Source organism: Algoriphagus sp., from assembly GCF_024305035.1.
Lineage (GTDB): Bacteria > Bacteroidota > Bacteroidia > Cytophagales > Cyclobacteriaceae > Algoriphagus.
Genome location: NZ_JAMWZB010000031.1, coordinates 25,066 through 51,242, shown reverse-complemented (window position 1 = coordinate 51,242; position 26,177 = coordinate 25,066). Strand labels below are relative to the sequence as shown.

The 26,177-nt window shown below is 39.9% G+C and carries 22 protein-coding genes and 1 pseudogene; 8 read left to right on the top strand and 15 right to left on the bottom strand.

Translation table 11 applies throughout. The features are described from left to right. Positions 1 to 307 precede the first annotated feature (307 nt). Both Q0L00_RS16255 and Q0L00_RS16250 read right to left on the bottom strand, forming a co-directional pair. Positions 308 to 1,615: an ATP-binding protein gene (locus Q0L00_RS16255; protein ID WP_297337944.1), complete on the bottom strand. Its 1,308-nt coding sequence runs from the start codon at positions 1,613 to 1,615 to the stop codon at positions 308 to 310. A 633-nt stretch (positions 1,616 to 2,248) separates the two neighbouring features. Further along, positions 2,249 to 4,045, bottom strand: a complete 1,797-nt coding sequence (locus Q0L00_RS16250) for a DUF4157 domain-containing protein (protein WP_297337943.1) — start codon at positions 4,043 to 4,045, stop codon at positions 2,249 to 2,251. Between the two features lie 517 nt (positions 4,046 to 4,562). Between Q0L00_RS16250 and Q0L00_RS16245 the strand changes: the two genes are divergently transcribed. From Q0L00_RS16245 to Q0L00_RS16235, 3 genes and pseudogenes are all read left to right on the top strand, one after another. After that, the gene (locus Q0L00_RS16245) at positions 4,563 to 4,883 is read left to right on the top strand and encodes a transposase (RefSeq protein ID WP_297337942.1); all 321 of its coding nucleotides are present in this window, start codon (positions 4,563 to 4,565) and stop codon (positions 4,881 to 4,883) included. Then, positions 4,880 to 5,158 carry an IS3 family transposase gene (locus Q0L00_RS16240; RefSeq protein WP_297337941.1) on the top strand — a complete coding sequence of 93 codons (279 nt, stop codon included), beginning with the start codon at positions 4,880 to 4,882 and terminating at the stop codon, positions 5,156 to 5,158. The genes Q0L00_RS16245 and Q0L00_RS16240 overlap by 4 nt, the downstream gene beginning before the upstream one ends. A 129-nt stretch (positions 5,159 to 5,287) precedes the next feature. Continuing rightward, a pseudogene (locus tag Q0L00_RS16235) lies at positions 5,288 to 5,743 on the top strand (IS3 family transposase); the annotation flags it as partial. A gap of 92 nt (positions 5,744 to 5,835) precedes the next feature. Here Q0L00_RS16235 and Q0L00_RS16230 read toward each other — a convergent pair. From Q0L00_RS16230 to Q0L00_RS16180, 11 genes are all read right to left on the bottom strand, one after another. Next, a complete protein-coding gene (locus Q0L00_RS16230) occupies positions 5,836 to 6,363 on the bottom strand; it encodes a hypothetical protein (RefSeq protein ID WP_297337940.1) in 528 nt (175 codons plus the stop codon). Positions 6,364 to 6,481: 118 nt separating this feature from the next. Further along, on the bottom strand, positions 6,482 to 7,126 hold the full coding sequence (locus Q0L00_RS16225; RefSeq protein ID WP_297337939.1) for a DUF4276 family protein: 645 nt from the start codon (positions 7,124 to 7,126) through the stop codon (positions 6,482 to 6,484). Continuing rightward, positions 7,126 to 8,214, bottom strand: coding sequence for an AAA family ATPase (locus tag Q0L00_RS16220; RefSeq protein ID WP_297337938.1), 1,089 nt, complete (start codon positions 8,212 to 8,214; stop codon positions 7,126 to 7,128). The genes Q0L00_RS16225 and Q0L00_RS16220 overlap by 1 nt, the downstream gene beginning before the upstream one ends. Before the next feature lie 480 nt (positions 8,215 to 8,694). Beyond that, positions 8,695 to 8,907 carry a hypothetical protein gene (locus tag Q0L00_RS16215; protein ID WP_297337937.1) on the bottom strand — a complete coding sequence of 71 codons (213 nt, stop codon included), beginning with the start codon at positions 8,905 to 8,907 and terminating at the stop codon, positions 8,695 to 8,697. 402 nt (positions 8,908 to 9,309) lie between these two features. Further along, the gene (locus Q0L00_RS16210) at positions 9,310 to 9,798 is read right to left on the bottom strand and encodes a pyridoxamine 5'-phosphate oxidase family protein (protein ID WP_297337936.1); all 489 of its coding nucleotides are present in this window, start codon (positions 9,796 to 9,798) and stop codon (positions 9,310 to 9,312) included. A 52-nt stretch (positions 9,799 to 9,850) separates the two neighbouring features. Continuing rightward, entirely contained in the window at positions 9,851 to 10,375 is a 525-nt protein-coding gene (locus Q0L00_RS16205) for a hypothetical protein (RefSeq protein ID WP_297337935.1), read from the bottom strand. 61 nt (positions 10,376 to 10,436) lie between these two features. Further along, positions 10,437 to 11,180 (bottom strand): SDR family oxidoreductase, encoded by a 744-nt coding sequence (locus tag Q0L00_RS16200; RefSeq protein WP_297337934.1) that lies wholly within the window; start codon positions 11,178 to 11,180, stop codon positions 10,437 to 10,439. A 147-nt stretch (positions 11,181 to 11,327) separates the two neighbouring features. Further along, positions 11,328 to 12,302, bottom strand: a complete 975-nt coding sequence (locus tag Q0L00_RS16195; protein ID WP_297337933.1) for a GNAT family N-acetyltransferase — start codon at positions 12,300 to 12,302, stop codon at positions 11,328 to 11,330. An 81-nt stretch (positions 12,303 to 12,383) separates the two neighbouring features. Continuing rightward, a complete protein-coding gene (locus Q0L00_RS16190) occupies positions 12,384 to 12,974 on the bottom strand; it encodes a TetR/AcrR family transcriptional regulator (protein ID WP_297337932.1) in 591 nt (196 codons plus the stop codon). A 97-nt stretch (positions 12,975 to 13,071) separates the two neighbouring features. After that, positions 13,072 to 13,989 carry an IS1595 family transposase gene (locus tag Q0L00_RS16185; protein ID WP_297337931.1) on the bottom strand — a complete coding sequence of 306 codons (918 nt, stop codon included), beginning with the start codon at positions 13,987 to 13,989 and terminating at the stop codon, positions 13,072 to 13,074. A gap of 122 nt (positions 13,990 to 14,111) precedes the next feature. After that, positions 14,112 to 16,559 carry a DUF4157 domain-containing protein gene (locus tag Q0L00_RS16180; protein WP_297337930.1) on the bottom strand — a complete coding sequence of 816 codons (2,448 nt, stop codon included), beginning with the start codon at positions 16,557 to 16,559 and terminating at the stop codon, positions 14,112 to 14,114. 176 nt (positions 16,560 to 16,735) lie between these two features. Here Q0L00_RS16180 and Q0L00_RS16175 point away from each other — a divergent pair, with 176 nt between their 5' ends. Next, positions 16,736 to 17,434, top strand: coding sequence for an FtsX-like permease family protein (locus Q0L00_RS16175; RefSeq protein WP_297337929.1), 699 nt, complete (start codon positions 16,736 to 16,738; stop codon positions 17,432 to 17,434). A gap of 564 nt (positions 17,435 to 17,998) precedes the next feature. Here the strand turns inward: Q0L00_RS16175 and Q0L00_RS16170 are convergent. After that, positions 17,999 to 18,322 carry a VOC family protein gene (locus tag Q0L00_RS16170; protein WP_297337928.1) on the bottom strand — a complete coding sequence of 108 codons (324 nt, stop codon included), beginning with the start codon at positions 18,320 to 18,322 and terminating at the stop codon, positions 17,999 to 18,001. 140 nt (positions 18,323 to 18,462) lie between these two features. Between Q0L00_RS16170 and Q0L00_RS19735 the strand changes: the two genes are divergently transcribed. The 4 genes from Q0L00_RS19735 to Q0L00_RS16155 all read left to right on the top strand — a co-directional run bounded on the left by Q0L00_RS19735 (position 18,463) and on the right by Q0L00_RS16155 (position 24,535). After that, a complete protein-coding gene (locus Q0L00_RS19735) occupies positions 18,463 to 18,807 on the top strand; it encodes a DUF4372 domain-containing protein (RefSeq protein WP_363318557.1) in 345 nt (114 codons plus the stop codon). A gap of 1,305 nt (positions 18,808 to 20,112) precedes the next feature. Then, positions 20,113 to 22,431 carry a PAS domain S-box protein gene (locus Q0L00_RS16165; protein WP_297337927.1) on the top strand — a complete coding sequence of 773 codons (2,319 nt, stop codon included), beginning with the start codon at positions 20,113 to 20,115 and terminating at the stop codon, positions 22,429 to 22,431. Beyond that, entirely contained in the window at positions 22,421 to 22,819 is a 399-nt protein-coding gene (locus Q0L00_RS16160) for a response regulator (protein ID WP_297337926.1), read from the top strand. Before Q0L00_RS16165 ends, Q0L00_RS16160 begins: the two co-directional genes overlap by 11 nt. Before the next feature lie 1,035 nt (positions 22,820 to 23,854). Then, entirely contained in the window at positions 23,855 to 24,535 is a 681-nt protein-coding gene (locus Q0L00_RS16155; RefSeq protein ID WP_297337925.1) for a YiiX/YebB-like N1pC/P60 family cysteine hydrolase, read from the top strand. A gap of 535 nt (positions 24,536 to 25,070) precedes the next feature. Here Q0L00_RS16155 and Q0L00_RS16150 read toward each other — a convergent pair. After that, positions 25,071 to 25,916, bottom strand: a complete 846-nt coding sequence (locus Q0L00_RS16150; protein ID WP_297337924.1) for an endonuclease/exonuclease/phosphatase family protein — start codon at positions 25,914 to 25,916, stop codon at positions 25,071 to 25,073. Positions 25,917 to 26,177: the final 261 nt, after the last annotated feature.

The following is a 26,177-nucleotide window of genomic DNA, read 5'->3' as shown; positions in this document are numbered from 1 at the left end:
GCTTGTAGCCAGCTGTCTTTTGTATTTCAGAAATTCATCAAGAGGTCTTGCTTGACCACTTTTTGCCTCTCTTGTTTCTTTTAAAATCACATCCATATCGACGATCCAAACCACTTGATCCTAATCGTCTGCAAGGCGATTTACTTGCTCAAATTGATTGACCAAAGATTTCCGTTGAGGGATCTCGGGTTTGATCTGAAACCTGGCATCAGACTCATTTCAATAAAGCATGGCGAAATACCAGGCCTCTGTTTCTCCATCTACGACAATGGCTATCTTGGGCTTCCCTCTTGAAAGTATGTTCTTTTTATTTCTCATTCTTCAGATCGATATAGAAGTCCCCTGTATTTGGAACACCTCCTAGCTTTCCGATTTTATAAGCATTGTACACATTACTGGTATTGCGGATCACAGACGAATCAAAATCAGCCAAAGAATAAAGTTCAGTGGCACTTTCTTTATTCTTGTCTGTAAACCAGATCGCATCATTCCTATAGAGATCTCTATTGTCCAAAATCTCCCGGTTATGGGTTGTGGCAATCAACTGGGAATTTTTGGAATTCATCAAAAATGATAGAATAAAATGACTATACAAGTCTGGATGCAGTGAACTTTCGAGTTCGTCTATGGGGAAAATCACAGGCCCTTTGATCATCATAATCAAAAGTCCGGCAAAGCCAAAATACCGCTGAGTCCCTTGAGATTCAGAAAAGAAAGGTAAAGAATACTTCGAGCCTTTTACAGTATGTTCAAATTCTAAATTTACAGCCTTTATTTTTCCTTTATTGATGAAATCATTAATTCTTTCTGGATGAGTTTCAAATCTAGCTTTCAAATAGTCCAAAAATCCTTCTGGCATATCTTGTTCATTCTCCTCCATGAAGATATCCGAAATATTGAAATCAGCTTTTCTGAGAATCCTGGATATATCCTGCTTCTCTATTTCACCAGAGCCAATTTTACCCAGCACATAAGTATCCAGCTCTGTTTTGGTTAAAACAAGTGGTTTAAGCTGCTTTTCAAACCAATCCCCTACCTGCTTTAACTCATCGATCTGAATATTCGTCTTGAGGTAACCACCCAGGACCGTATTGTTCCATAGGGTATTGGACTCCAAAGTCTTTTTGTAGACCTTATCTACCGAAATCTTACTTCCAAACTTGATCTCAGTAAAGCGGTTTTGCACATCAGTCGTCCTTCTGAAAATATTGGCCTTGTTCGGATGGAAGTAAGTTAATTCCTCGGATAAAATCGCATTCTTATTGAATTCGACCCTGTAGGCATACTTTGTCTCATCTTGGATAAATTCAATGGCAAGTAAGGAGGGTTGACTTGGCGTTTCCTGATCAAAAAGAAAAGGTGAAAAATTAAGCTGGCTTGTTTTCTTGTCCTCTGGCTCTAACACTAAATCCCGAAGGAAGTCAAGTGCTTGAAGAATAGTAGTTTTTCCGGATGCATTTGCTCCGTAAATGAGACCAAGCTTTAAAATTCGATGCCCACTTCCTGTAGAAATGAGGTACTTATCCTCTAAATGAGTGGAACTATCCGCCTCAAAGGAAAGGGTTTGCCTTTCTTTAACGGGTCCGAAATTCTGTACACTGAAGTTAAGAATCATTGGCGTAGTAAATTAGAGTAAATAGTAAACCTAAAATCATCAAAAAATACCCAGTACAGGGTATTTTGATAAGAAATGGGTGGTTTTTAAGAAGTTCTCGAAAAATTTTGAGAAGAATTCTCTAAAAATGGATCCAACTCAAACTTGGAGTTCCGATTCCCCATCCGAAACCCAGAGTTTTGTAAACAAATAATCCCAAGTATTGACCTGCTGCCAAAAGAAAAGCATTCGTAGCATCAAGGGACTTCTCAAACGTGACCTACATAAGGCAGTGTTTTCTACTAAACACACCCAATTTTGAATCCTGATTTTTATCGAGCAACCTTTCCTGCCGCTGGGGGGCGAAGCTATGTCCACCCTATAAAAAAGCCCCTCAAAAACAAGACTAGAGTGGCTGAAAAGACAATCGAAGGATTACTTTTTTGATCTGCTTAGCGATCTTAAGAAGATTCTTGAGTTGTCTGGCCCTACAAATTCACCTAAAATTCCGACTCAATCCCCTTAAGATCCATACCGGTCTCCTGGATCCCGATAAATCGAGACGGGGCAGGCACTACCTTTCATCGCTTCCCGAATATAATCGGATCAAGCTGTACTACGCAATAGACGAAATTATAGTTGTTATGGGTTTTATTACTTTTTCTTTGGTATTGGGATGGGCAGAGACTGGTCATGAAGTGTGATTATATATTTCAAAAAATCAACAGCAAATTTTTTCCATTGAGATAATGGAATTTTTTGAGCTTGGGCTCCTCTAAATTCAAAGATTCCTGCCTCTATCATTCCCTCTCCGGAAAACGATCCTGCCCCAACACCCTCTGTTTTATCTCCAAACTCGCCCATACTCTCACTGTCCTTCATTTTAGTTAAAGCATCAGATCCTTCTATAATACCCAATATCCATTCATCTCTTCTAGGCCCTACCTCTTTCACATTTAAATTTGAATCACCTAATTCATCTTCCTGTATTCCTCTTTCGATCACTGGCTTAAGTGGGTGGTATAATTTATAACCTCCAGCCGATTCAATCACTAAATCTAGCCATGCTTTCGGGTTTTTTTTATAGAAAATTTGTTCCCTTTCTGGAATCAAAGAAAATAGCTTTCCAAACTGCGTTCTTGATAAGAGTGGTTCTGCAATTCGTTTTGGGTAATTTAAAGCCATTCCATGCCGAGTAGGAGGATCGTCCATATACTCCTTAACATGAGCTTCGCCCATCTGTCCTCGACCAACCCTAAGGTAGTTTGTAATTAAGGTTAATAACCCTAATAGCTGAGGACTAACCTCTTTCCCTTTGTCAGTTTTTGCAATTTCGTCAGCAGAGTGTTCAATTGAATTAATAGAGCTTTTTAATTCTTTTGGAGCCAAGTCAATTGCATTTCTATGACTGGCCAATTTTGAAATTTTTGCAAGATCAATTCCTGAAGTAATTTGTGGACCTGCTTTAAGTTCAGAATCTCTGGGAGTTACAACATAGGCATAATCATAAACTTCTCCAGTAACTTTATCAAGAGTAAATTTACCAGCTGATTTTGAAATAAGGGCATTTCCGAGTTTTTCAACTTCGACCATAATTGAGGACAATACTTCAATATTTGAAGCATGTTCTTCAATTGGAGGGTAAGTAATAAACTCTATTTCAGATTGCCCGCCTTCAGCTTCATCAGCTTCTAGCTTAAACCCTTCGTAAGAACTTACGCCAATCTTTTCTTTCTTTTTTAGTGGTTCTAATTTTTGCGAAACCTCCACATCATCATGAGCTGCTTCCGTTCGACCTTTTTGAACCAACCATCCTGTCTCAAATTCGAAGCCAACTGCACGTTGTACCGTATTGGAGTTCGAAATGTTGGGGTCTGTTTTTCGAGATTCGCTATATGCCTGAAGAGGTTTCATTCCAATAGCCTTTGCCCCCATAAAATCAGCCTCTCTCTCCAGCCCCTCATCATCATTCACATTCACCCCACCTTTCATCTGCAAAGTTGGCTTTACCCTCCCCTGCTTTTGCTGCACCACATGCCAAGCTTCGTGGGGTAAATGTTTTTCCTCACCGGCAGCTAAATGAATATCCGTACCCTGAGCGAAGGCATGGGCTTGGAGTTGGGCTGGTATTCCTGAATTGTAATGCACTTTGACATCATCCATAGAATAGCCCGAAAGGTTTTCTATTCCCGTTTTGAGTTGATCAGGTAATCCGGTATCATTGGGCTCTTTTGGCAAATCAGATGATTCTACCTTCTCTCCTACTGACTTTTTGAACTGGGAAATGCTATCCCCTTCTTCGGTTTTTTGGACCGGGTTAAACAATTGACTATCCAATCCTCCCTGATTTTGATCAGCCAATTGCTGAATATTTTTTTGAATCAAGGTCTCAGGTCGGTTATCCGCAAATTGAAAAGGTGTGCTCGCCTGGGCTTGAGGGTTTGTATTCACTTGGGATTTTGAGGCACCTGTAACCTTCCCCTTTTTCTCGGTATGTGAATGCATAAAATTGGTAGTTGCGTCAAAACCTTATCATCGAAATTACCCTCATAAAAGCAAGTTCCTTCAGAAAAAGATTTGACCGTAAATAATTCAATGATTTTCAAAAACTTAGCTTAAATAAAACAAAAATCTGAAGAAATAAAAGGGACAATCATTCAATCCCATATTTGATAATGAAAAGAACCCGAAATACGTTCTATTCCAATCAGCCCAGACAACATCAAATCAATTCAAAAACAGTCTAAAAAAAGAAGAAGAGCGAGAAAATGAACTATTGCTTATTCAGGAAGCCGATGTCTCCAGCCGTGTTTTAACTCCCTAATTTACTAATATTTAGAATTACCCCCCCCTTGTCCTAGTTGGCTTTACTCATTCTCTAATTTCTGCCCACCATTGAGAAGCAATTCCCTACTGGACTGTATACACTCGATTGGACAGTAAGTTAAGCGTCCTTAACTTAGAATCAATGAAAGAGACAAGAACAAGAAGAAGCTATGACAAAGCTTTTAAACTTATGGTAGTTGAACTTCACAAAACTGGCAAAACCTTCACTGAGGTTGGTCGGGAGTTGGGTATTTCTGGCGACCTGGTTAGACGCTGGGTCCGAGAGTTTGAAGCCACAGGCGACCATAGTTTTACAGGCAATGGCAAGCCAGTACTCACACCCGAAGAACGAGAAATTACTGAATTAAAAAAGGCCTTAAAGGAAGCACAGATTGAACGGGACATCCTAAAAAAGGCTGTAAGCATCTTCTCCAAGAGCGACAACAACTATTCCGGTTCATGAAAGAGCACCAAGGAGAATTTGCGGTTGAGAAGATGTGCCGGGTTTTTGAGGTTTCCAGAAGTGGTTTCTATGCTTGGCTTATTAGAAAACCTTCAAAAAGAGCCTTAGAAAATCAAGCTTTTAAAGCAACAATTCTAGAATTGCATCAGCTGTCCAAGTTTCGATTGGACAGCCCAAAGCTTACCTCCGAACTCAGAGACCGGAGCATGTTTGTTTCCAGACCCCGAGTAGCCAGACTGATGAAGCAGCTAGGTATCCGGAGCATTTTCTGCTAGAAATTTAGGGTCGCCACCACTGACTCAAATCATAAACACCGTCCTTCTGAGAACCTATTAAACAGGGATTTTACAGCCCCTAAACCGGGTGAAAAGTGGGTGTCGGACGTCACTTAGGTAAAGACCAGCCAAGGCTGGCTTTACCTAACCCTTAATATGGATCTATTTGATAGAAAAATTATCGGATGGTCCATGAGTACGACCATGGAGGCAGAAAGAACCGTAATAGCGGCATTTAAGATGGCTATCCTCAATAGACCGGTTACCCCATTAGAGCTGATTTTTCACTCAGATCGGGGAGTACAGTTTGCCTGTGGGGAGTTTCGCAGCCAACTTAAAACCTACCAAATCCGGCAAAGTATGAGTAGAAAAGGAAATTGTTGGGATAATGCTGTGGCGGAAAGCTTCTTTAAAATCATCAAATCAGAATTGATTTATCATATACCTGAACTAACGATCGATCAAACGAGAGTAGAAATCTTCGAATTCATAGAAATCTGGTACAATAAAAAAAGAAAGCACTCCTTCTTGAAGTACCTCACCCCTGAACAATTCGGAAAAACAAAATCAAAAATTGCGGCATAACAGCAGTCAAACTCGAAATTATCTGGGGGATTTTTCCTTCAAAATCCACCAGGTAATTTGAGTAGCCCCGCGGCAGGCGGATTTAAATCAAATCAATTCACAACTGACCTTAAAATATTGTCCATCTTTTTGTAGCAAATCCAATCCGGGAGGTAGATAAAATTATGAATGATATCCAGCAAGCGGCGTTTATCCAGCATGCCTTTTACCAAGGTGTACATCGCATTGATTCCATGCACTTGGGTAGATTTTCCGGTTTTGGGGTCGATCTCTTTGTCAAAACCTTCGATCTTTCTCCAGGAATAAAAAAACTCATAGGGAGCAAAAAAACTTCCTGCCTTGGTATTCACCCCATCCGGAATTCGCTTCTTAAAGCCCTGAATCCCCAGCTTGAAGATATTGTTTTCAGGATGGACGTAATCGATTAGGGTGATGTAAAGATCCTTCTGCTTCCGGTTTTCCCGCTTGAGCAAAAAGCCATCACGAACCCCATGCATAATCGTCTTTTTCGTCTCATAGAGATCCGAGGCAGGCAACTTCTCCAAATCCCGGACAATCCCAAAGATCTCATTGGGCGTAATCCGTTCCTTGGCATAAGACTTTTTCAGAAATTCCTCCAAATCGGCCCAAATCAGTACTTCTTCCTTCCCACGCAGATCTCCTCTCCCTGCACATGGGGATAGCCCTGCGCTTGCAAAAGCGAGATAAAAGCCTGTTCGAGTTGGGATTCGGTGAATTTCATTCTGATAGTTTTTGAATCAGTTTTTCAATCCACTCTTTGAACCTTGGGCATTTTTCAAGCATTTGGTCGATCCCAATCATTTCCAGAATCAACTCTCCGTCACCTGTTTTATCGTATCCGAAAATCTTGATCAGCCGCTTTGACGGAGCAGTTTCAGGATTGTTATTGATATCCTCTGGATTAGGATAGGTTTTAAGAATTTCATCGATTTTAGCTAGCTGATCACTTTTATCTATCACCAACTCAAAACCATCTCTACCTGAGAACATCAATGCCTCCAATTCATGGCGTTGGATATATGGAATGAAATCCGGGTTTCTTCCAAAATCCTCGTGAATAGAATCCTCTATTTGATGGATGAGTAGAGAGTCTGTGGTGTATCCTGGGAAGTCGTTTGGCAATCTAAAAAAATCTATCAGGGTAGTTATGATCACATTTCCTTGGGCCAAAGTCCGGGTTACCTCACTTTTGAATTTGGCATAATCGGTAACCCCGCCTTTTTTGTATTGCTTTCGATTGGTGATGATTGTCTGAGCATGCATTGAAATGGTAAAGCCTAATCTAATCAGATATGGAACGATGTGCTTTTGGACCAAAATTATTTCCGTGTCCCCTTCAACTATGAAAACTAATCGCTTCATCAAATACTGTAGGGTTGTGCTCCAAGTTTATTCTGTCCCCATAGATCGCCAAGCGTGTAATCATTCATCCAAGTAGAAAGGTCTTCGCTCCTTAACCTCCTAAAAACAGATTCACTTCCTTCCCGATCAGTAACAATAACATCCTCTGGGCTAAAATTGTCAATTAGATTAGTAGATTGAGTAGATAAAATAATCTGGACATTTTCTGATGCTTTCCTAATCATTGCTGCCAATTTGTTGATTGCAACAGGGTGAAGTCCAAGCTCCGGTTCATCGACAATAATGGTTTCGGGAGGATTGGGCTGCATGAATAGGGTGGCAAGACAAATAAATCTCAAAGTACCATCAGAAAGGTGATAGGCATTAAAATAGCTATCAGGGTAACCTACTTCTTTCCATTCAAGCTCTATTTTATTTTCATTAAGGAAATTGGGTTCAAGATCGAATCGATCAAAAAATGGAGCTATAGACTTCACCATCATCTCAATCCGTTTGAAGTGTTTAGGTTCCTTTAATTTAAGGTAATAAAGAAATGCAGCTAGGTTGGATCCGTCTCGCTTTAAATAATGGTTGTCATTTAGATCCGCCAAGCCTTTGATCGGGGAAGTATCACTGGTATCATGAAAATGGTATACATCGAATTCCTGAAGCCTCCCATTTACCCAAAATGCTTGCCCAGTGTTATTCTCTGAAAACTCAGATTCATTTACATTTCTTTCGTATTCAACTTCTCTCCAGTTGTTATTCCATTTGAATGCTGTCCTGATTGATTTAATAAAAAGCCTGTTTTGACCCAATTCTAAATCAATCATGAATTTATTCTCGTAATCTTGAGAACTTTTGAAAAACACAGAAAAGGATATTTGATCGGTTTCCTTTCTACCAAAATGTAACAGACTATCTGGACCTCCCTTTTTCTGGATATAATTCTGAAGATTTTGATTGTAAATATTCCGTATCAGTCCAAAAATCGAAATTAAATTGCTTTTTCCGACCCCATTTCCCCCAAGAAGGATATTAATAGGGCGAAGATCGATTTCAAGCGATTTGATGCTTTTATAGCCCTTAATTTCAATTCGTGTGATCATAGAGACAAGATACGATACTTTGGGAAATGACGGTAAAAATGAGCTTTAAAACTTGGTTTTGGAAACCTTTTTCGTTCTGGCACCCTTTTTCTTAAGTAAGGATTCTTTCTCCTGAATAATCTCCTCTACTTGCAAAAGCGAGATAAAAGCCTGTTCGTTTGGGATTCGGTGAATTTCATTTACTTCAAAAACTTTATTTTCCAGCTTCCTTCCTTTTTTCCCCCTTCTCTATCAATCATTCCTTCAGATTTTAATTTCTGGATATACGTTTCCACTGATCGGTCTGATGCTCAGAGAATTTTCCCAATTTGACTAGCAGTAGCTTCAGGAAATATTGCGATAATAAACAGGGTATTTATCGGATTGGGTAGTTTCTTTTCCGAAGCTTTCCCGAAGATATTCCGAAGTTCTCCTCAAGGCAGTGTGATAAGGATTTATAATGACTTTGCAAAAATGCTTTGTTCTTAGATAGTTCAGATTCTATACGTCCAGAAATTGAACCGAATTCTTTCCGAAATCATTCCGAACTTCTGCCGAAGGAGTTTCATCTTTTCGCATGTAAAGTGAGACAACAATACCATTGTTGGTTTCTAGAATGTCAGGTTCTGGAAGACCTGCTTTTTTGCACGCATCTAGTATTTTTAATGTACCTCGTCCCCAGGCATTTATATACCCAGCCATAAAACTGAGCATCCCCCAATAGTTAGGACAGAATTCATTTGACTTCAAGTATATTGAGGCCGGTCGAGTTTCCATTTTCATTCTCAAGAAACCTAAAAAATACTCTGAAAGCACCCCACTCTCCTGCGTAAAAACTTCCGAAATTAATTGTGCCGTTATTTTCAATCTTATCTATTCCAAGAAATTTCTTTTTTTGTTGAAGACGTTGTCAAAAAAATTACCTAAAATCTAAGGTTCTTGTGTCATCTGTAAAAATTACCATATCCGTAAAATGACCGTACCATTCTTCGATGTTGTTGTCATGAAGTGATTGGATTGCACTTAGTACGTTTACATTTGGGATTGGAGATTAGTCAATCGAATTATTCTTAAAAGTCAAATCCGGCTGCTTGAAGGCAACCCAACTCCAACCTATTAGGAAAAATAATCTATTGCCTTAACACCATAGGCTAGATAAGCAGATTCTATTTGGTCTTGTTCTGTTATATGGGGAAATAATAAATAACTTGGCGCTTTTATCATTTCAATCCTATGTACTGTAACCTCTATTACTGATTTAATTGGAAAATCAGTAGTCAGTAAAGATTTAAGAAGATTTACTTTTCGGTCAAAACCGGAGTCCCCCCTTTTTATCAATCTTGCCGAACCATGAATCTTAAATCCTTTCTGCACAAAAACATCCACAAAACTTACACAAACTTTCGGATTTTCTCGAATATTTCTACTGCTTCCTAGAGAGGCAATATTGGCGATAAGCAGCGTACGCTCTCCTTCATGGGTAAAAATTTCTTTGGGTGAAACATTCGGTTCATTTGCACTATTTGATGTCGCTAGCCAGCATAAAACACATTTGTCAATGTATTGCATGACCATTTTATCCATCTTTTCCATAGTAAAACTCATCAGTTTTTTGATATCAAAGGTTCACCAGTTAATAAAATATCCCCTAAATAATTCATTCAGTTACCCTCTTGAAATTTCCCGAAAACGCAACTACCAGTTTGAAGGCCAACAGCAACAAAAGGGAAATTACAGGTATGGGAAGGCTAAAATACGAAGTGGATAGTAGGACCAAAACTCCATAAAAGAACCCAGCCCACTGCATCTGGAACGATGGTGTCCTTAGTAATACTATTAAACTGGAAGATAGTATTGACGCTCCAGAAATCACCAGGATCGGAATCAAACATTCCGGGTAAACCAAAATTAACCCCAGGGATTGAATCGAATGAAACCAAATAAAAATATGGGGAGACCTTCTTGACTCAGCATAAAACTTTCTTGTTCCTAGGGTGAAATTACTCACCACGCCTCCTCCGATGTCGAAAGATAAAAATACCATCAAGGCTGTTTTCCAATATGCTGAATCCAGAAGATAAACTACTTGAAAGGCGGTTAACACTCCAGCAAAAAAATAGGTCAACACCAAATCCCATATGTAGGCCTCTTTCCCATGCAACTTCCACAAAAATTGCGGCATTGCTACTCTATTTTCACTTAGGTTCATTACAAATTTATTTTGAAAATTAATTTTGATAAGCTCACCTTCCCCCGGTTACGTCGAGAAAAATTCCCGTGGAATAAGCTGATTTTTCGGAAGCAAGCCAAAGCACTGCCTCTGCCACTTCGCTTGCCAGCCCTCCTCTTTTAAGAGGAATTGAATCCTTAATCCGGTTTATTCTGTTCGGCTCTCCTCCCGATGTATGGATCTGGGTATGGATAAATGCAGGGCGGACGGCATTAACTCTTATGTTTTCCTCGGCAAGTTCTTTGGCCAGCCCAATGGTAAGGGTATCCAATGCTCCTTTTGAAACCGCGTAATCAATGTACTCGAAGGGTGCACCCGTCCTGGAAGCAATAGAGGAAACATTGACTATCGTACCTCCCTTCCCACCGTATTTGGGAGACATCAATTTGATTGCTTCTCTGCAACAAAGTATTGGACCAATCGTATTGGTTTCCAATACATGCCGAACCCTGCCTAATTCCAAATTTTCAAGCTTACACTGGTTTTCCAAAATACCGGCATTGTTGACCAGAGAATCCAGTGTACCGAATTCGGAGCTAACATTCCTAAACAGTTGGATAATTTCCTTTTCCTTGGAGATATCCGCTTGAAAAAGCTTCGCTGATCCACCCAAGGACCTGATTTTTTCCACCGTTTTTTGTGCAGCTTCTCGATTGCTTTTAAAATTCACCCCAACTACAAAGTCGGATTTTGCAGCCAATAAGGCAGTTGCAGCACCGATTCCCCGGCTTGCCCCAGTAATTAAAATGGTCTTCATTTTAGGCTTCTATTTATGGTCTGAATAGTATGTGCAAAGGAATTATGCACTAGCTCCTTGGAAAATTTGAGAAGAGTCAGCTCCACTGATCCATCTCTGGGAAAGAATACCCTTTTCTTAGCCATTTTGATATGAATAAACAACTTTCTAACCATGGGTGCTGTTTCTTATTTTCAGGATAGAAGCCAGATGGTGTGCATCATGTTCAGCTACAAAAAACATCAGGTCAAAAACCCCCATGGGTCTTTTCAATCTGGGATGTTGAATGCGCGCTTGAAAATCACTGCCGCTAAAGCCTTTTAACAGCTTCAATGTTTTGATTCTTTCTTCCCTAAAAGCCGATAAAATTTTTCCAAACTGCTGAAGGTTAAAAAAAGATTTGTCTGTGGCCGAATTGGAAAGATCAGCAGGGGACATGGCAGACTTGGCTTCACTTATTTCAAAAAAACGTTTCTGCCAGAGGGGTTCAAGAAGGAATAAATGACCCGTATGCTCTTTTATAGACCACTTGCCATTTTGCCTAATTGACAAAACAGACTCTGCTAATTCCGAGGTTGCCGTCTCAATCTGCGAAAAAAAACTTTCAAGGCGCATCAACAATCCCTCAAAATCGTTTTCCCCCAAATTCATGTCAAATGTTCTATCAAACCATTTTATTCCTGTTTTAGAATTAAGGATCAATTCCATTTTGATATCTGCACGCTTATATTGCTGACCTTCTAAAGGTACCTTCTGAAAGCCATGTTTTTCATAAATACCTATTGCGGGTTTCAGGTTGGAGTTGGTATAAAGAACCATTTTTTCTGCCTTCATTCGTTTGGCTTCCTCTATTGCGGAATGGCAAAGGAATTTCCCAGCTCCCAATCCTTGAAATGCTTCATCAACTGCCATTTTTGACAATTCGATTGCTCCCTGACCTGGAGGCTTTAGTGCAACAGTACCGATAATCTGGCCCTGATATTCCACAAAAAGAATCTGCCCTCCTTTGCTGAGAATTGTTCCTTCAGGGTTTTGTAAGAGTGCTTCATCCATGGGCTCTATGTCAAAGTATTTTACAACCCAAGCGTGGTTTAATTGGCTAAAATATTTTTCTAGCCCCTTTTTATACCGTATTAGTTTCATAGCATTCTATTTTTTTAAACATATGGTTCCAGTTCTCCAATCAGTTAAAAAACCGATCGGTCTTTTTTTATTTAAAAAAAATCACATAGCTAATTTCAATATCATTTTTTCAAGGTAATCCATTGCCAAGGTCAGCTCTTTAGTTCGTTTCAGAACTTTGGCCTGCATAAAGGCTCCTTCAATCATTGAAATCATCACCACAGCTGTTTCGGTGGGATCAGTATCTGGACCGATTTCTTTTCTTGCTATACCGCGTTTAATTTGATTTTCGATTGATGTTCTCCAAAAGTCCAATGCACTTTCTGCCTTTTTCCTCAGTGCGGGATGGGTATCATCGGCTTCTGTAGCCGTATTCAAAATTGGACAGCCTGCCTGTAAATAGGGATACCTGAAAAAATTCCTGTAAGTATGTGGGTAAACTAGCAGTCTTTCAATGGAATTCTCTGTGGCCAAAATTCTTGACTTCATGTGTTCATTCACTTTGTTGTGATTATAGTCAAACGCAGCAAGCGCCACTTCGTCCTTGTTCTCAAAATTCCCATAAATACAACCCTTTGAGAATCCGGTTACCCCCATAATATCCTGTATGGAAGTACCCGCATAGCCTTTCGTGTTAAAAATCGGTGAAGTTTTTTCTATGATTAATCTTCTTGTGTTTTCTGCCTTTGACATTCTTTGTAGGATTTCACTTGTAACAAAGATATTTTTATTTTTAAACCAATCGGTCTTTTTTTAAAAAAATCCAAAAAATAATTTATGTGTATCCGGTCTATTGCACGTATGGGTAAATCGAGGCGAGAACTAATCGGTCGAAGAGTTTTTCGCCAAAGTATCTTCTGTTAAGCTTATAGACAAACTCGTTGAGATAGTTCTGCAGGTACTTATATGTAATCATATGATTGATTCCCAGGAGTTTTCGCTTTAGGTTGCTGATCGCTTTGTGAACCCATCTGAGCGTATCGTTGGTACTTTCTTTTCCTGAAACTACTGTGAAATGTGCCGACACAATGTCTTTCAAGTCTACATAGGCGGTATTTCTATCGGTGAATAAGACGATATCGCCTTCGGTGTTTTTCTTGATAAACCCATTTACGTGCTCCCGGTCGACACTTTCGATCACTTCCATTTTGAAATATCCACACACTTTACTCTGATGGCCGCTTTCTGGATTTTCTACGGGTACCGATTCGGCAGCCACAGCAACCGAGGCCTTGCGCTGGCTCCCTTTCCCTCTTTTTAGCGGGCCAACCTCCGATTTATTCGTTGCCACCGTGACATAGCAATCATCATATTCGATCATGTCGGTCAAGTTATACAGTGCATCTCTCTTTCCCATAAATACCCTGATCTTATGCATCAGATTAAAAGCTGTTTCATACCTACTCAAACCCAATTGACGCTGAAACTCAAGACAGGAAAATCCCTTCTTGGTAGCCGAAAAAAGCATAAATGCCGTCAGCCAGGTGTGCAGCGACAATTTGCTCTTTTCCATGACGGTCCCGCTTTTCAAGGAAGTTCTTCTCCTGCAAATGCTACACTCAAAGAATTTCCTCCCACTGAACCAATAATGTTTGGTGGTATCCTTACAGGTTTTACACCGGACTCCGGTTTTCTCTCGGAAGGATTTGATAAATGTTTCGCAGCTTTCTTCATCGGGGAAATGTTGGATAAAATCGATTAGATTCATGATTTTGAGTATTTTCCAGAAAGAAAACCTATCTTTAACTATCCTACAAGTTATTGACACAAATTGTCTTTATTTGGCTACGTGCAGTTAAACGGATACACATAAAAAATTTTTAAATCGCCTCACCACACTCCCTTTCTCCATAAGAATTTAAACGTCTGAGGAAATGTTTTTTCAACTAACTCTTTATGCACCTCTCGATAGATGTTTTTATTTTTCAGACCTTTCAGATCAAGTAAGCCCTCAATAGCTATCCCTACCTCATTAGTTTTATTTTCTTCCTGAATTGCTTCAAACTTCTCGTCTCTTCTGCTTTCATAGGGATCTGTTAGATACGACTTCTTTTTCTTCTTCCTTTTAGACTTTAAAGAACTTCCTCCTCGGTTTCTTCTTGATTCCTCTTTTCGCTCTTTTTCTTTTCTTGTAGCGTACTCCTCAAATTCCCTAAGCACTTTAATATAGGTTCCTTCTCCATGACCAGTGGTGTCTACAGCGTCTCTTGTCACTCCGGGTATGAAATTAACATAGCTTAAAAAATCATTGATAAATTGTTGTAATTGAAAAGCCAGATCAGCCGGTGAAGAAAAATCTCCAATATTCTTTTGAGATTGATTTTCAACGACACGTAAGGCCTCCTCCTTTAAATCATCTTGTCCCTCAGTTTTGGGAGGATTGGCCTTATTTAAATTTCTTTCCATATTTTTTGCCTCTGGAAGTAATTCGGCACCGATTATCCCCCAAGCCTCAATCAGACTTTTTTGCATTAGCGCTTTTTTTACCCGTTCTACATGTAAAATCCACGCAGAACTGTGAGCCCCCATGCTATTTAAAATTGGAGAAATTGGCCTTCCCGCTATCTCTAATGATCTTATTATAAAAGTTGAGTCCTTTTCCATGACTTTGATCTGGGTGGCAATGGGAGATTTCTTGAGCTCCTCATTTACCAATTCTTCTTCTCTTTCTTTCGCTTTAGCTTGTTCTTGATAACCATTAGGTTCCTCAGAAACCTCCTCCATACTGTCAGGTAGTTCAAGTTTTTCTTCTAATAGTTCATCTATTTGACGAAGACGGGCCACATAATCTTTAACCTCCTTTTTTACTTTATAATAATTTTTTTCATCGCTCTTTAAAAAACGTTCACCAGACCTTTTGTTAGCCCGTAAGCGAGTAAACTCTTCTTTCCTTTGGGTATATTGCTTTAATAGAATCAATCGGATTTTCTTCATTTCCTCTTTGGCCCGATTTCTTATGAGGTTTCCCAAATATTCTCTTGAAATAGTTGATTTGGCGTAACTATTCGGAAACCCGGTACGAATACTTCCTAGATGCTGCTCTATATATAGACCAATTCGATCAATAGGCTTCGTCTCTGGAGCAATTCCCGGAGCAATTCTTTGGAGTACAGCTGGATCAGTTTCAGCTACCACGATCGCAGCGGCATCTACATCCATTAACCCTAGGATTGCTTTTTGTAATTCTTCTGCTGAGGCAGTATCTTTTTTTTCATTGGTTGCCAAAACAGCCGCATGTTTTGACTCACCCTTTCCTTTCCCTGCCAATCCAGGAGCCACTTCCATCACATTAACCGCTGAAAGTGGAATCAATTCTCTAAACTCAAGATAAGCGTTTACACATTCTTGAAGTTTGAGTGCCAAAGCCGTTTGATTGAGCTTGCTAAACGATTCTTCATTATCTGGGATTTCTGAAAAAAGATCATTGAGCTCCTTCTCAGCCTTGGTTAATCGATCCCCTTGGGTTTGCAAAGAAAAAATAGAGTCAGAAGGAGTCAACGCTAGATTACCTTTCAGTTTATAGCCTGGTAAACTTTTCGTCGACTGGAATAGTCCCCAGAGCCCATTAAATCCACTCCAAAGGCTTTTATTTTCCATTTTAAGCTTTACTGCTTCCACATGTGAAGCAAATGCTGTCGTATGATCTCCCATGCTGCTTCCAAACAACTTTTCAGGTCTTCCTACTATATTTATCCTTCCTATTGTATCGGAAGGCCCTGGCAATATTTGGGTAACCATTCTCTGAACGGGATCATCTGTAAAATTTTGCTTTTCAAAATGATCCGGTTTTAATTGGAGATCAGAATTTAAGGAGAGAGAATGGTTAGCATTCTGCACTATTTGCCCCGTGGGCTTTACCTTCCCTTGCCTTTGCTGAACCACATGCCAAGCCTCATGCGGCAAATGCTTTTCCTGACCCGGAGCAAGGTGAATCTGATTTCCTTGAGCAAAAGCATGGGCTTGAAGCTGGGCAGGTTTAGTTGAATTGTAATGTACTTTTACCTCATTGAGACCATACCCGGAAAGATGTTCTATTCCGGCTTTGAGATCATCAGGAAGACCCGTTTTATTTTCTTTCTTCTTTGGCTGAATACTTCCAAGCGATTGCCCAGAACTGAAAGACTGGGCCAAAAATCCAAACTGTTTTTGAACCGCAGTCTCTGCTCTGTTATCCTCAAACACCAAAGACTGTTTCTTATTTTCTTGACTAGATTTCCCCGATTGGGGTTCCACTTTTCTTGATTCTGATAAAAAAGATTTGGAGAATCCTGATGTCATTTCACTAAAGGAATTAATCTGAGAAAAAATACTTAGGATCGGATTCGGTAACCTAATACCCAGCCCAGAGTCTAACTCACAGATCCAACCCTATCTAATCCTGGCAATAAAGTAAAAAATCTTTTTTATTCTTCCTAAATAAATAGCAATGGATAACTCAGACTCATCCTGAGCCATTGGGTGTAGACCTAAGGGTCTATACCGAAGAAAATGGTCAGTTATTTTCGGATTATTCTGGCCAGATCATCGGTGTAGTCAAGGACTATCATGCTCAGGATCTGAGAAACCCGATTAAACCCACCATTTTTCTACCGGCAAAAAATGCAGCTGCCGATGCCAGTAATGTACTTTTGGTTAGGCTTAACAAGGATTTTGGCCAAGAAGAAATTCTACAACTGAAAACAGCCTGGAATAAAGGTGTTCCCGGGCTACCCTTTGACTACGATATCCTGGAAAGTAGTCTGGCTTTGAGCTACGCCCGAGAAGCCAGAACAGGAAATCTACTGGGGATCTTTGCCTGGATTACGCTGCTGATTTCTTGCATGAGATTATTGGGGTTGTCCATTTTTACAGCAGAGAGCAAGCGCAAGGAAATTGGAGTGAGAAAGGTCTTGGGAGCTTCAATAAAAGGGATCGTTCTTCAACTTTCCAAAGAATTTCTCTCCCCAATTTTGATAGCATTGATCCTTGCCCTTCCCATCGGTTTTTACTTGATGAATCAATGGCTGGAACAATTTGCCAATAAGCTCAACATTTCGATTTGGTATTTTATATCAACCGCCTTGATTAGCCTAACCTTTGCCTGGATTACGGTCAGTTGGCAATCCTGGCGATCGGCGGTAGCCAATCCAGTAGAATCAATCAAAACCGAATAGTTACCTTACATCAAACCGAAAATGGCGCGAACTCTTCAAAAAGAAAGGGGATAAAGGGAAATAGGTAAATACACTTGGAAAAGGATTGAAACCTTCAAATTATTTAAATCAGGAAAATGAAATCCTAAAAGGAAAGCCATTCTTTTTCTTCCTGCAATTCCCCCTTAGCTCTTGCCAAAATCCTTCTTGACTGCTTTGAAAAATTAATTCAGCATCTTCTAATCAATGCTCAAACCAAAGAGACTAAGGTACGTTCATCAACTGCTTGGGCAAAGCCCATACTAGTTGCCTAACAATTAACAACGATACCAGCACTATACCTAAAATTATATTTTTATTCGATAAAGAGGAAAACCCTTACGGGAAAAGGAAATATCAAACTGCATAAAAAGTGATAAAATAAATCTTCACCTTCTAGAATGGTACTGATCCGAAACCGATGATCGGAATTCGATTGAATCAGTTCAGGCTCATTTCCTGTATCTATAATTAATTTTCAGAGGTCAGATGGATTCTTCGCATGGATTAGAATCATCCCTTTGTGTGTCGCTTTTGTGCTAGATTTCATAAATGAACTGGCGCCCCAAAAGTCAATAAATTATTATCCGGATCAAGAAGGGAAAATTCCCGCTGACCCCAAGGTTTATCCTGTAGAGATCCATTGGGATGAATTGCAATCGCTCGCTCCAAGTATTCTTGGTAAAGCTGGTCAATGGAATTGATTCGAATATAAATTTGGCCGTAATTTTCATCAGGGTTCAAGTCTTTGAACTCAAAAAAATGAATTTCCAACCCCGCTCGTTGAAAAATCAGATAATTTCCATAATCAGACATCAACTCAAACCCCAAGCTTTGATAATAGGTCTTGGTTTTGAAGCCATCTCTCATGGGTAATTTGGGTATAATAGTAGTAAAGGTCATCGCCTCAGTAGACTAGAGAGGAATGTTTGAATAGAATCTTAATTTAGCTACTTTTCTTTATTTTGGTTCAATACCGTCTTAAATAATAAAATGAGAGGCCCTACTTTTTGCCTAAAGTAGTTACTTTGGGTTTTCACCAAAACATCAGAACTCTCACGGGTAATATTACACTGTTTTCGCAGATTATTAAAAAGATTGACCGGTCAATTTTCAAGAAGCTGGTTCTGGAAAAGCAACCCGTCAAAGCCTGTAAAGGATTTGACAGTTGGACCCACCTAGTCTCCATGTTGTTCTGTCATTTCGTCAAGAGTACTTCGGTAGGGGATACCTCCAACAGACTCCGGTCAGCCACCGGCAGTCTCCACCACTTGGGTATTCCCAAGATCCCTTCCAAGTCAAGTATCAGCTCACAGAACAAGCGAAGGGACTCAAATCTGTTCAAAGAATTCTAGTATTCACTGTTGGGTAGTTTAGGACAGCAGGGTTCTTTGAAGCAGACAAAACTCAAAGTAAATGTCCCCGTCTACCTGCTGGACTCCACGTTGGTCGGTCTTTGACTGGGCTACCTCTCCTACCAAAAAAGGGAGCTATCAAGATGCATACCCTCCTCGATTATGACGGAAAACGCCCTGTTTATCTGAATATTACCGAAGGAAGTGTTGGAGACAATAAAAATACCTATGACATTGCTCTAGAGAAAGTGGCGGTGATCGTAGCCAACAGGTATCACAATGACTTCCCCCTACTCAACTCAATGGTTGAGACGGCAACGTTGTGTTTTTTTTTCGGCACAAAGACAACCTGGCATTACTTACCGTTAAAGAGTGGGAACTGCCTGAAGACAAAGCCCAACATATACTTATAGACGAAGAGCTCGAACTGACCAACCCCCCAATCCAAGGCCAAGTATCCAAGAAGGATAAGAAGGGTCGCTGTATGGGATGAGGAAAACAAGCAGACCACAGCGTTGATCACCAACAACTTCACTAGGGTTGCACAGACCATAGGGGATCTTTACAAATCCAGGTGAGAGACCGAAGTGTTTTTCCGAGACATCAAACCGTTGTTTCACATCAAAACGTTTATCGGCACCTCAAAAAATGCGGTAATGATCCAGATTTGAACTGCATTGATCACCAATTGTTGAAAGTCATGAAAGCCACTGCAAAATTCGGATGGCATCTATTCAATCCAGTCGCCTTTATCCGATTAAACCTATTCGTCAAAATTGAACTTCAAAATAACTTGACAGGCCCTTTGAGGACCAGGATAACCCACCGAAAAAAAGCTCAAAGGGGAATCTATTTCCAGATTACTCCTAAAATATCCCTTGAATTGGTAGAAATGGGTAAATTAATACTCATCAAAGATTAGTTAGGACAGCATTGAGATTTACTCGTAAAAAAGCCTACCAAAAACTTGTTTTGAAACAAGAAAAAATAGAAGATCCATGGAAAAGATGGTCATTGAATCTCTACCCCCATTTTTCAATCTCAAATCATTTGTGACAACCCTTCAATTTGGAAATTGAACCTATTCAGTATTCAAGGAAAGCTTAATTTAGCCTATCAAATCATCAACTAGTAAGCCACTGTAAATCAATGATCTAAACCCTCAACAAGTTGAATGAAGCATTAAAGTTCAATGAAACAATGCTGTAAAAAAAATCAAACAAAATCTATATTTTTTATTTTATTTGTAATGGATAAGTTAAAAAGAATAACGTTCACTTTTTTTTGTATTTTAAATAGTATTAAATGGATTTTGGTAATCATGGATTAGCATCCTATCAGATCATCGGAACTCCTGCCGAGGAATTGTACGATCAGATCACAGCCATGGCCGCAGAGATGTGCCAGTGTCCGGTTGGGCTCATCGTATTTTTAGAAAAGGATAGGCAATGGTTTAAATCTGTCTATGGCTTTGACCTAAAAGAAACACCCATAGAATATTCCATCTGCAATAGGTTTCAGGAACAGCAAATGGATCATCTCATTGTCAGCGACTTAACAAGATCCCCTTATTATGCTAAGCATCCTGCAAGGCAAGCGTTTGGAATACAGTTTTATGCTGGAGTCCCGCTTCACGATGAAGAAGGAAAAGTAATTGGATCCTGTTGTGTCTTAGACTATAAACCCAATGAGCTGAGCGAATTCCAACTTCGGAATCTCAAATTGCTCAGCCGGCAAGTCATGCAGCTTTTAGCCCAACATAAGGCCTACAAGCGACTGGAAAGGGAAAAACAAGAATTGAAATCTTGGCAGGAAATTGTTCATCAATCGGCTGAGTTAAGTAAAATCGGAGGAGTTTATGTTGATTTTAAAAATCAAAGCCTTGTGCTTGGCGAGCACACCAAAAGACTTTTTAATTTACCGGATACCTACACGCTTAGCTATCCCTCCTTTATCAACAAAAGGTTTGACCTTAAAGGAAACCCGCTGGGAATCATTCTTGATAAAATAAGCCAGCTCGATCCCGCTTCCCCTACTCCACCCAGTTCCTGTATCCTTACTTTGGAGGACTTTGATCAAGTATTCCAAATCAATTACAGGATTCACGAAAGCAGGTTGATTTGTACTTTTTTGGATATCACTGAAAATAAAAATTTGGAAACCAAACTGTTGAGCTACAAGGTAATGATGGAGGAAGTAGAGCGCCAACGAGAAATCGGAGCTTGGGAGGTAAACCTTATCTCCAATCAACTGACTTGGACTGAAAACACCTATAAAATTTACGGAATTGCTCCAAATAGCCCTTTGGATATCGATTACATTAAAACTTTTTATTTGCAGAATAGCTACTCGAGCATGGAACAGGATTTACATTCCTGTATTGCCAATCAGGAGCCTTATGACAGCACTTATCAATTTAAGTCCCAAGACGGGAAACATAAATGGGTTAGAGTAACCGCCCGGCCCTTGATTCAGGCCAATAAGGTCACTAAGGTAATCGGGAGCATCCAGGATATTACAAAGGATTACCATCTTAACGTGGAATTGACCCATAACCTAAGCTTGTTAAAGGAAAAAAATGCCTTCTTGAAAAACCTGGTGAACAACACCAGCTTCTTTATCTACAAAATGAACAGGGAGGGCAGGATTACCTTTGTAAACGAATATTACAGGAAATCCTTCCAAAAGAAAAATGAGCTGGATATAGGAGAAAAAATCAATGAGGAGGTCCTTGTAGGAGATTCTAAAATAAAAGCCATCAAAGCAGCAGAGTCTGCTTTTAAAAATAAGGGAGAGGTCTTTCGGGTAAAATTAAAGCAAGTAAACAACCGGGGAAAAGAACTGACTTGTCAATGGGATATTTCAGTGTATGAAGGAAAAAATGAACCAGAACTCTTGTGTATCGGATACGATATTTCAGAATTGGAGGCAAAGACCAAGCAATTACTTCAAATTTCCAAACTAACTTCCTTTTTTAACGGTAAACTCATAGAGTTCAACAATTTAGTCTCCCATAATTTTCGTTCCCACGTGGCTAGTATTAAAGGTTTATTTAGCCTGATCGAGCTATCCAAAAGCACCGAAGAAAAGTTGGAGTTCCTTAATCTGGCGAAAGGGTCCATCGATTCATTGGATCAAACAATTTTAAAACTTAACTCCATCACGGATTTAAACCTCCCCAATGAAACAGAAATAGATCCCATCAATCTAAAGGTCTTTTTACATCAAATCATCAAAAATTCCTTTCCATTTCTTTTGACCAAGGATCATCGTTTCCGATTTGAAGTAGCCGAAGACTTGATCATCCTCAATTTTCCTGATTATTTAAAAATCATCATAATTCAGGTTCTATCCTTTGGGTTCAAATCAAGGCCCGAAAATGAGCCCTATTGGCTTTGGATTAAAGCTTATCAAAAGGATGAGGATTTCGTACATATTGATATCATCAATAATACCAGACAAGCCCTTACACTCCAGGAGCAAGAGTCAGCTCATTTTAGAGACGACAACTGGAAAATCAGCTCAGCCCAGAACCTGATGAAATTCCTTGGAGGCCGACTTAGCATAACCAACCAAGAAAAGAACACCGTAATCTATAAACTATCCCTTCCGAATGGCAATTAAACGAATCCTTCTCCTGGATGATGATCCTATCAGCATTTTAATTACCAAAAAAAGATTGGAAGCGGAGGGTATTTTAACTCAAAACGTCGCATATAAGTCCTTTACTGACCCAAAGGAGGCCATCCACTTTTTCAATGAGCGAGATGAAGAAAACTATTTCGACTTTTTACTCCTTGACATCAATATGCCAGAAATTGATGGATTCCAATTCCTAAACAAGATTGAACCCTTAAAACCCAAAAATCTCAAAGTATTCCTTTTATCTTCCTCCATTTCCCAAATGCACAAAGAAATTGCAGCCCAATACAAGCTGATCAAATACCAATTCACAAAACCTTTGGATAAAACCAACCTCAACCTATTCAAAAGCCACTTTCACATCGATTAGGAAAGGATTAAGGACGTTTTCTGCAGAATAATCCAAATACAAAAAAAGGATGATTTTGATGTTTGGAAACCCTAAAGAAATCAAACTTAGTCCTTTCCAACTTCCCACACCGCTACAATTTAATTTTTGATAAGCCAAAATCAGGGTATATCAAGCAAACTGCCCATAGCTATCGCTTAAAAATTACAATTGGAAGAATTTTTTATAAAGATTTACTTAACCACGTTAACAAAATCAATAGTTAAAGTAAACTACTCAAGTCAACGACTGAGCGTTCACTCTACCACCGTATCGGGTCCAACTGAGCGAGGGTACAGGAAGTAGCGTATTTTAAAAAACACATCGCTTTCAAATCCCCATACCCATTTCAGATTGGGCCTTGAACCTGATTTCCCTGTAAAGTGCCAAATAGGAGTTCCGATAAGAATGACTACGTGAACTTTAGAAACCGCCAAAGAGGAAAAATCCGGTAAATGCCTATTTTATCTGTGAATTGGAATAGGCTGAGAATTAGTAATTCCCGGGAAATTTAGAATTACCCGCTATCCTCAGCCCATCGCTCAATCAATTTTAAAAAGCACTGTTCTTTTTTTACAGCAAATCTCCTATCCTGTTAGCCTCCTGAAATTTCCTGCTTTTAAACCCTAAGGCCCAAAAGCTTTCGAAAGGACTGGTCCATGATAAAGCGTTTTCCTAGAATTGCCTTTAAATAATGGGGGAGAAGGCACTTAAAAAAGGGGGTAATCCACCTAAATCAATCTCCTATTCGACTAGCCAAAAGCACCTTTGGGTTGAACACCATCCAAAACGCTCCGTTGGATCTCCTGCTCGAGGTGAACTGGAGCAGATATACCTGAGACCTATAGGACTGCATTCTTTCCAGAAGGATTCGACCCTTTTCCATTCCCGATTGCAAAGACTTGATTCAAGATTCTCGTTCCATTCCTTTCAAGAGCTTATCTTTGAGCAAAAAACAACCGGTTGACAAAGCGTCTACTAATCCTGGTCTTTTAAACTCGGTACTGAACTTGCCCCATGAAAAACTCGCTCAAACGGCTAGCAATCCTCATTTATCTTCATTTCAGTTTCTTTTTACCCGCGACTGCACAGCAAGAAGCCCCCTATTTCAATCTCCAGCTCCAGACCGGTGATCTTATATTTGTGGGGGCAAAACCAGACCAACTCTCCGGGGCCATCAACAGGGTCACCCAACAGCAGGAAAATGTTTCATTTGACCATGTCGGTATTCTTGAAGTCTCCGAGTCGGGCATTTACATCCTACACGCCAGTCCGAAAAAAGGTTCTGTCCGTGAACCATTGGATAGTTTGGTCAACCAAACCCTAACCACCAATAAAAAATTAGCCGTATACCGACTCTCCGACCAAATCCAGCCTTTTATCCCCCAAGCAGTACTTACCGCAAAATCGCTGTTGGGTAAGCCATACAATTGGAGCTATGTACTCAATGATTCTACGCTTTACTGTTCAGACTTTGTGGAACGGGCATTCAGAGAAGCGGCTGTATTTCAGCTGGAGCCCATGACGTTCAAAGATCCCAAATCGGGTCTAACCGATTCCTATTGGGCTGAATTTTATCACAAGCTCGGCATCGAAGTACCTGAAGGAAAAATGGGATGTAATCCAAATGGAATGGCTGCTAATACCCACTTATACAAAGTAGGGGAATTGAATACGGACCGATCCCACAGCAAATGATCGAATGGATTTGAAACAAGCAGATAATAAGCTGGAATCTTTGAATTTTCTAGCCATTAGGTTCACTACTTCGTTTTGGTTTTTCAGTACCAAGCTTCAGGAAGAGCCCAAAGACAAATCCCTTGGCTCAAATTTGAACCTATTTTTCCACATTCGCCAAGATGCTCAAATTCCGGCCCCTAAGATCTCCCCAAATCCTTTGCTTTAGAGAGGCTAGGTGAACCTAAATGATCACGCTAATATTTTACCCAGCAGGAAAAGTGTTTCAAAGATTTGGCTGATGTAGTGACAGTTAAAAGAAATTCAAATCATTGGTTTAACGAACGACCAAGTGAACTACCCTATTTATCTTTAGCAAATGGGTAGTTCACAACCTGCTCCATTCAGGGATCACCTCATGATAAATACCCTTGTCTTAAACCAGCAGTTGACCACTCCCTCACAATGGATAGTCACCACTTGAATGATTTCAATTCATGGCACAAAAAAACCATTGAAGTCTCCCCCAATGGCTTTTAAGCGTATTCAAAACCAACTAATTTAACATTTGTAATTCGGCTACCACGGGTAAATGATCGGAAGGGTAACGCTGATTTAAGGCATCGGTTAGTACTGCATACTTGATCACCTCAAAATGCTTACTGACAAACACATAATCAATTCTTTTTTTCATCGGCGCTGTGAACTGAAAGGCATTCGTGGTTCCCACCGGACCATAGGGAGGCATCTGACTTACCTCATAGGCATCATTTAAGAGTGCAGAAATACCCATAATCTGCTCAGTATCCGGTGTGGAGTTAAAATCACCGGTACAAATCACCGCTTTATCCCCGGCTATTTCTTTGATTTTTTGCACCATCAATTTGCCTGACTCTCTTCTGGCTACTACCCCTTGATGATCGAAGTGCGCATTGAACACGTAAAATTCCTGTCCTGAATTTTTATCCTTAAATAATCCCCAAGATGCGATTCGGTTACAACAGGTAGCATCCCAACCCAGTCCTGGTTTTTCAGGGGTCTCACTCAACCAAAAATTACCAGAATCCAGTAATTCATACAAACCTGTCTTATATAGAATCGCTGAATGTTCTCCTGCCGACTTCCCATCATCTCGTCCGGCTCCCACGTAGCTAAAACCCGGCATTTCTAATAAATCGTTGAGTTGGTGCTCAAAGCCTTCCTGAGTCCCAACAATATCAAAGTCATGGTACTGGATCAGTGCCTTCACATTTTCCTTTCTGTTTGGCCAGGCATTCACCCCGTCGTTTGGAGTATCCATACGCAGGTTAAAACTCGCAACCTTAATTTGGATCTCTTCTTGCCCATAGGCCACTGTCGAAGACAGAACGAATACGAATAAAGCAATCAAGTAATTTTTCATGGGTCAACTTGGTTAAAAAGAGACTGTTTCAACTTATCCAGGCTACAAAATGGCAAAATTACCATTTTCAGGGTGAACCAATTGTTTTCCTCAGGTTAGGCAACTCACCCTAATTGAAACAGTCTCTTTGTTTGAATTTATTTAATTTATCAATCCTAAAACCTACTAATTCAGCCTGAACAATCCTCGCTCCGATTTCGCTCGACATGGATAAAAATCCAAATCTTGTCAAATACAGAACCGAGTAAAGCTGGCAAAATT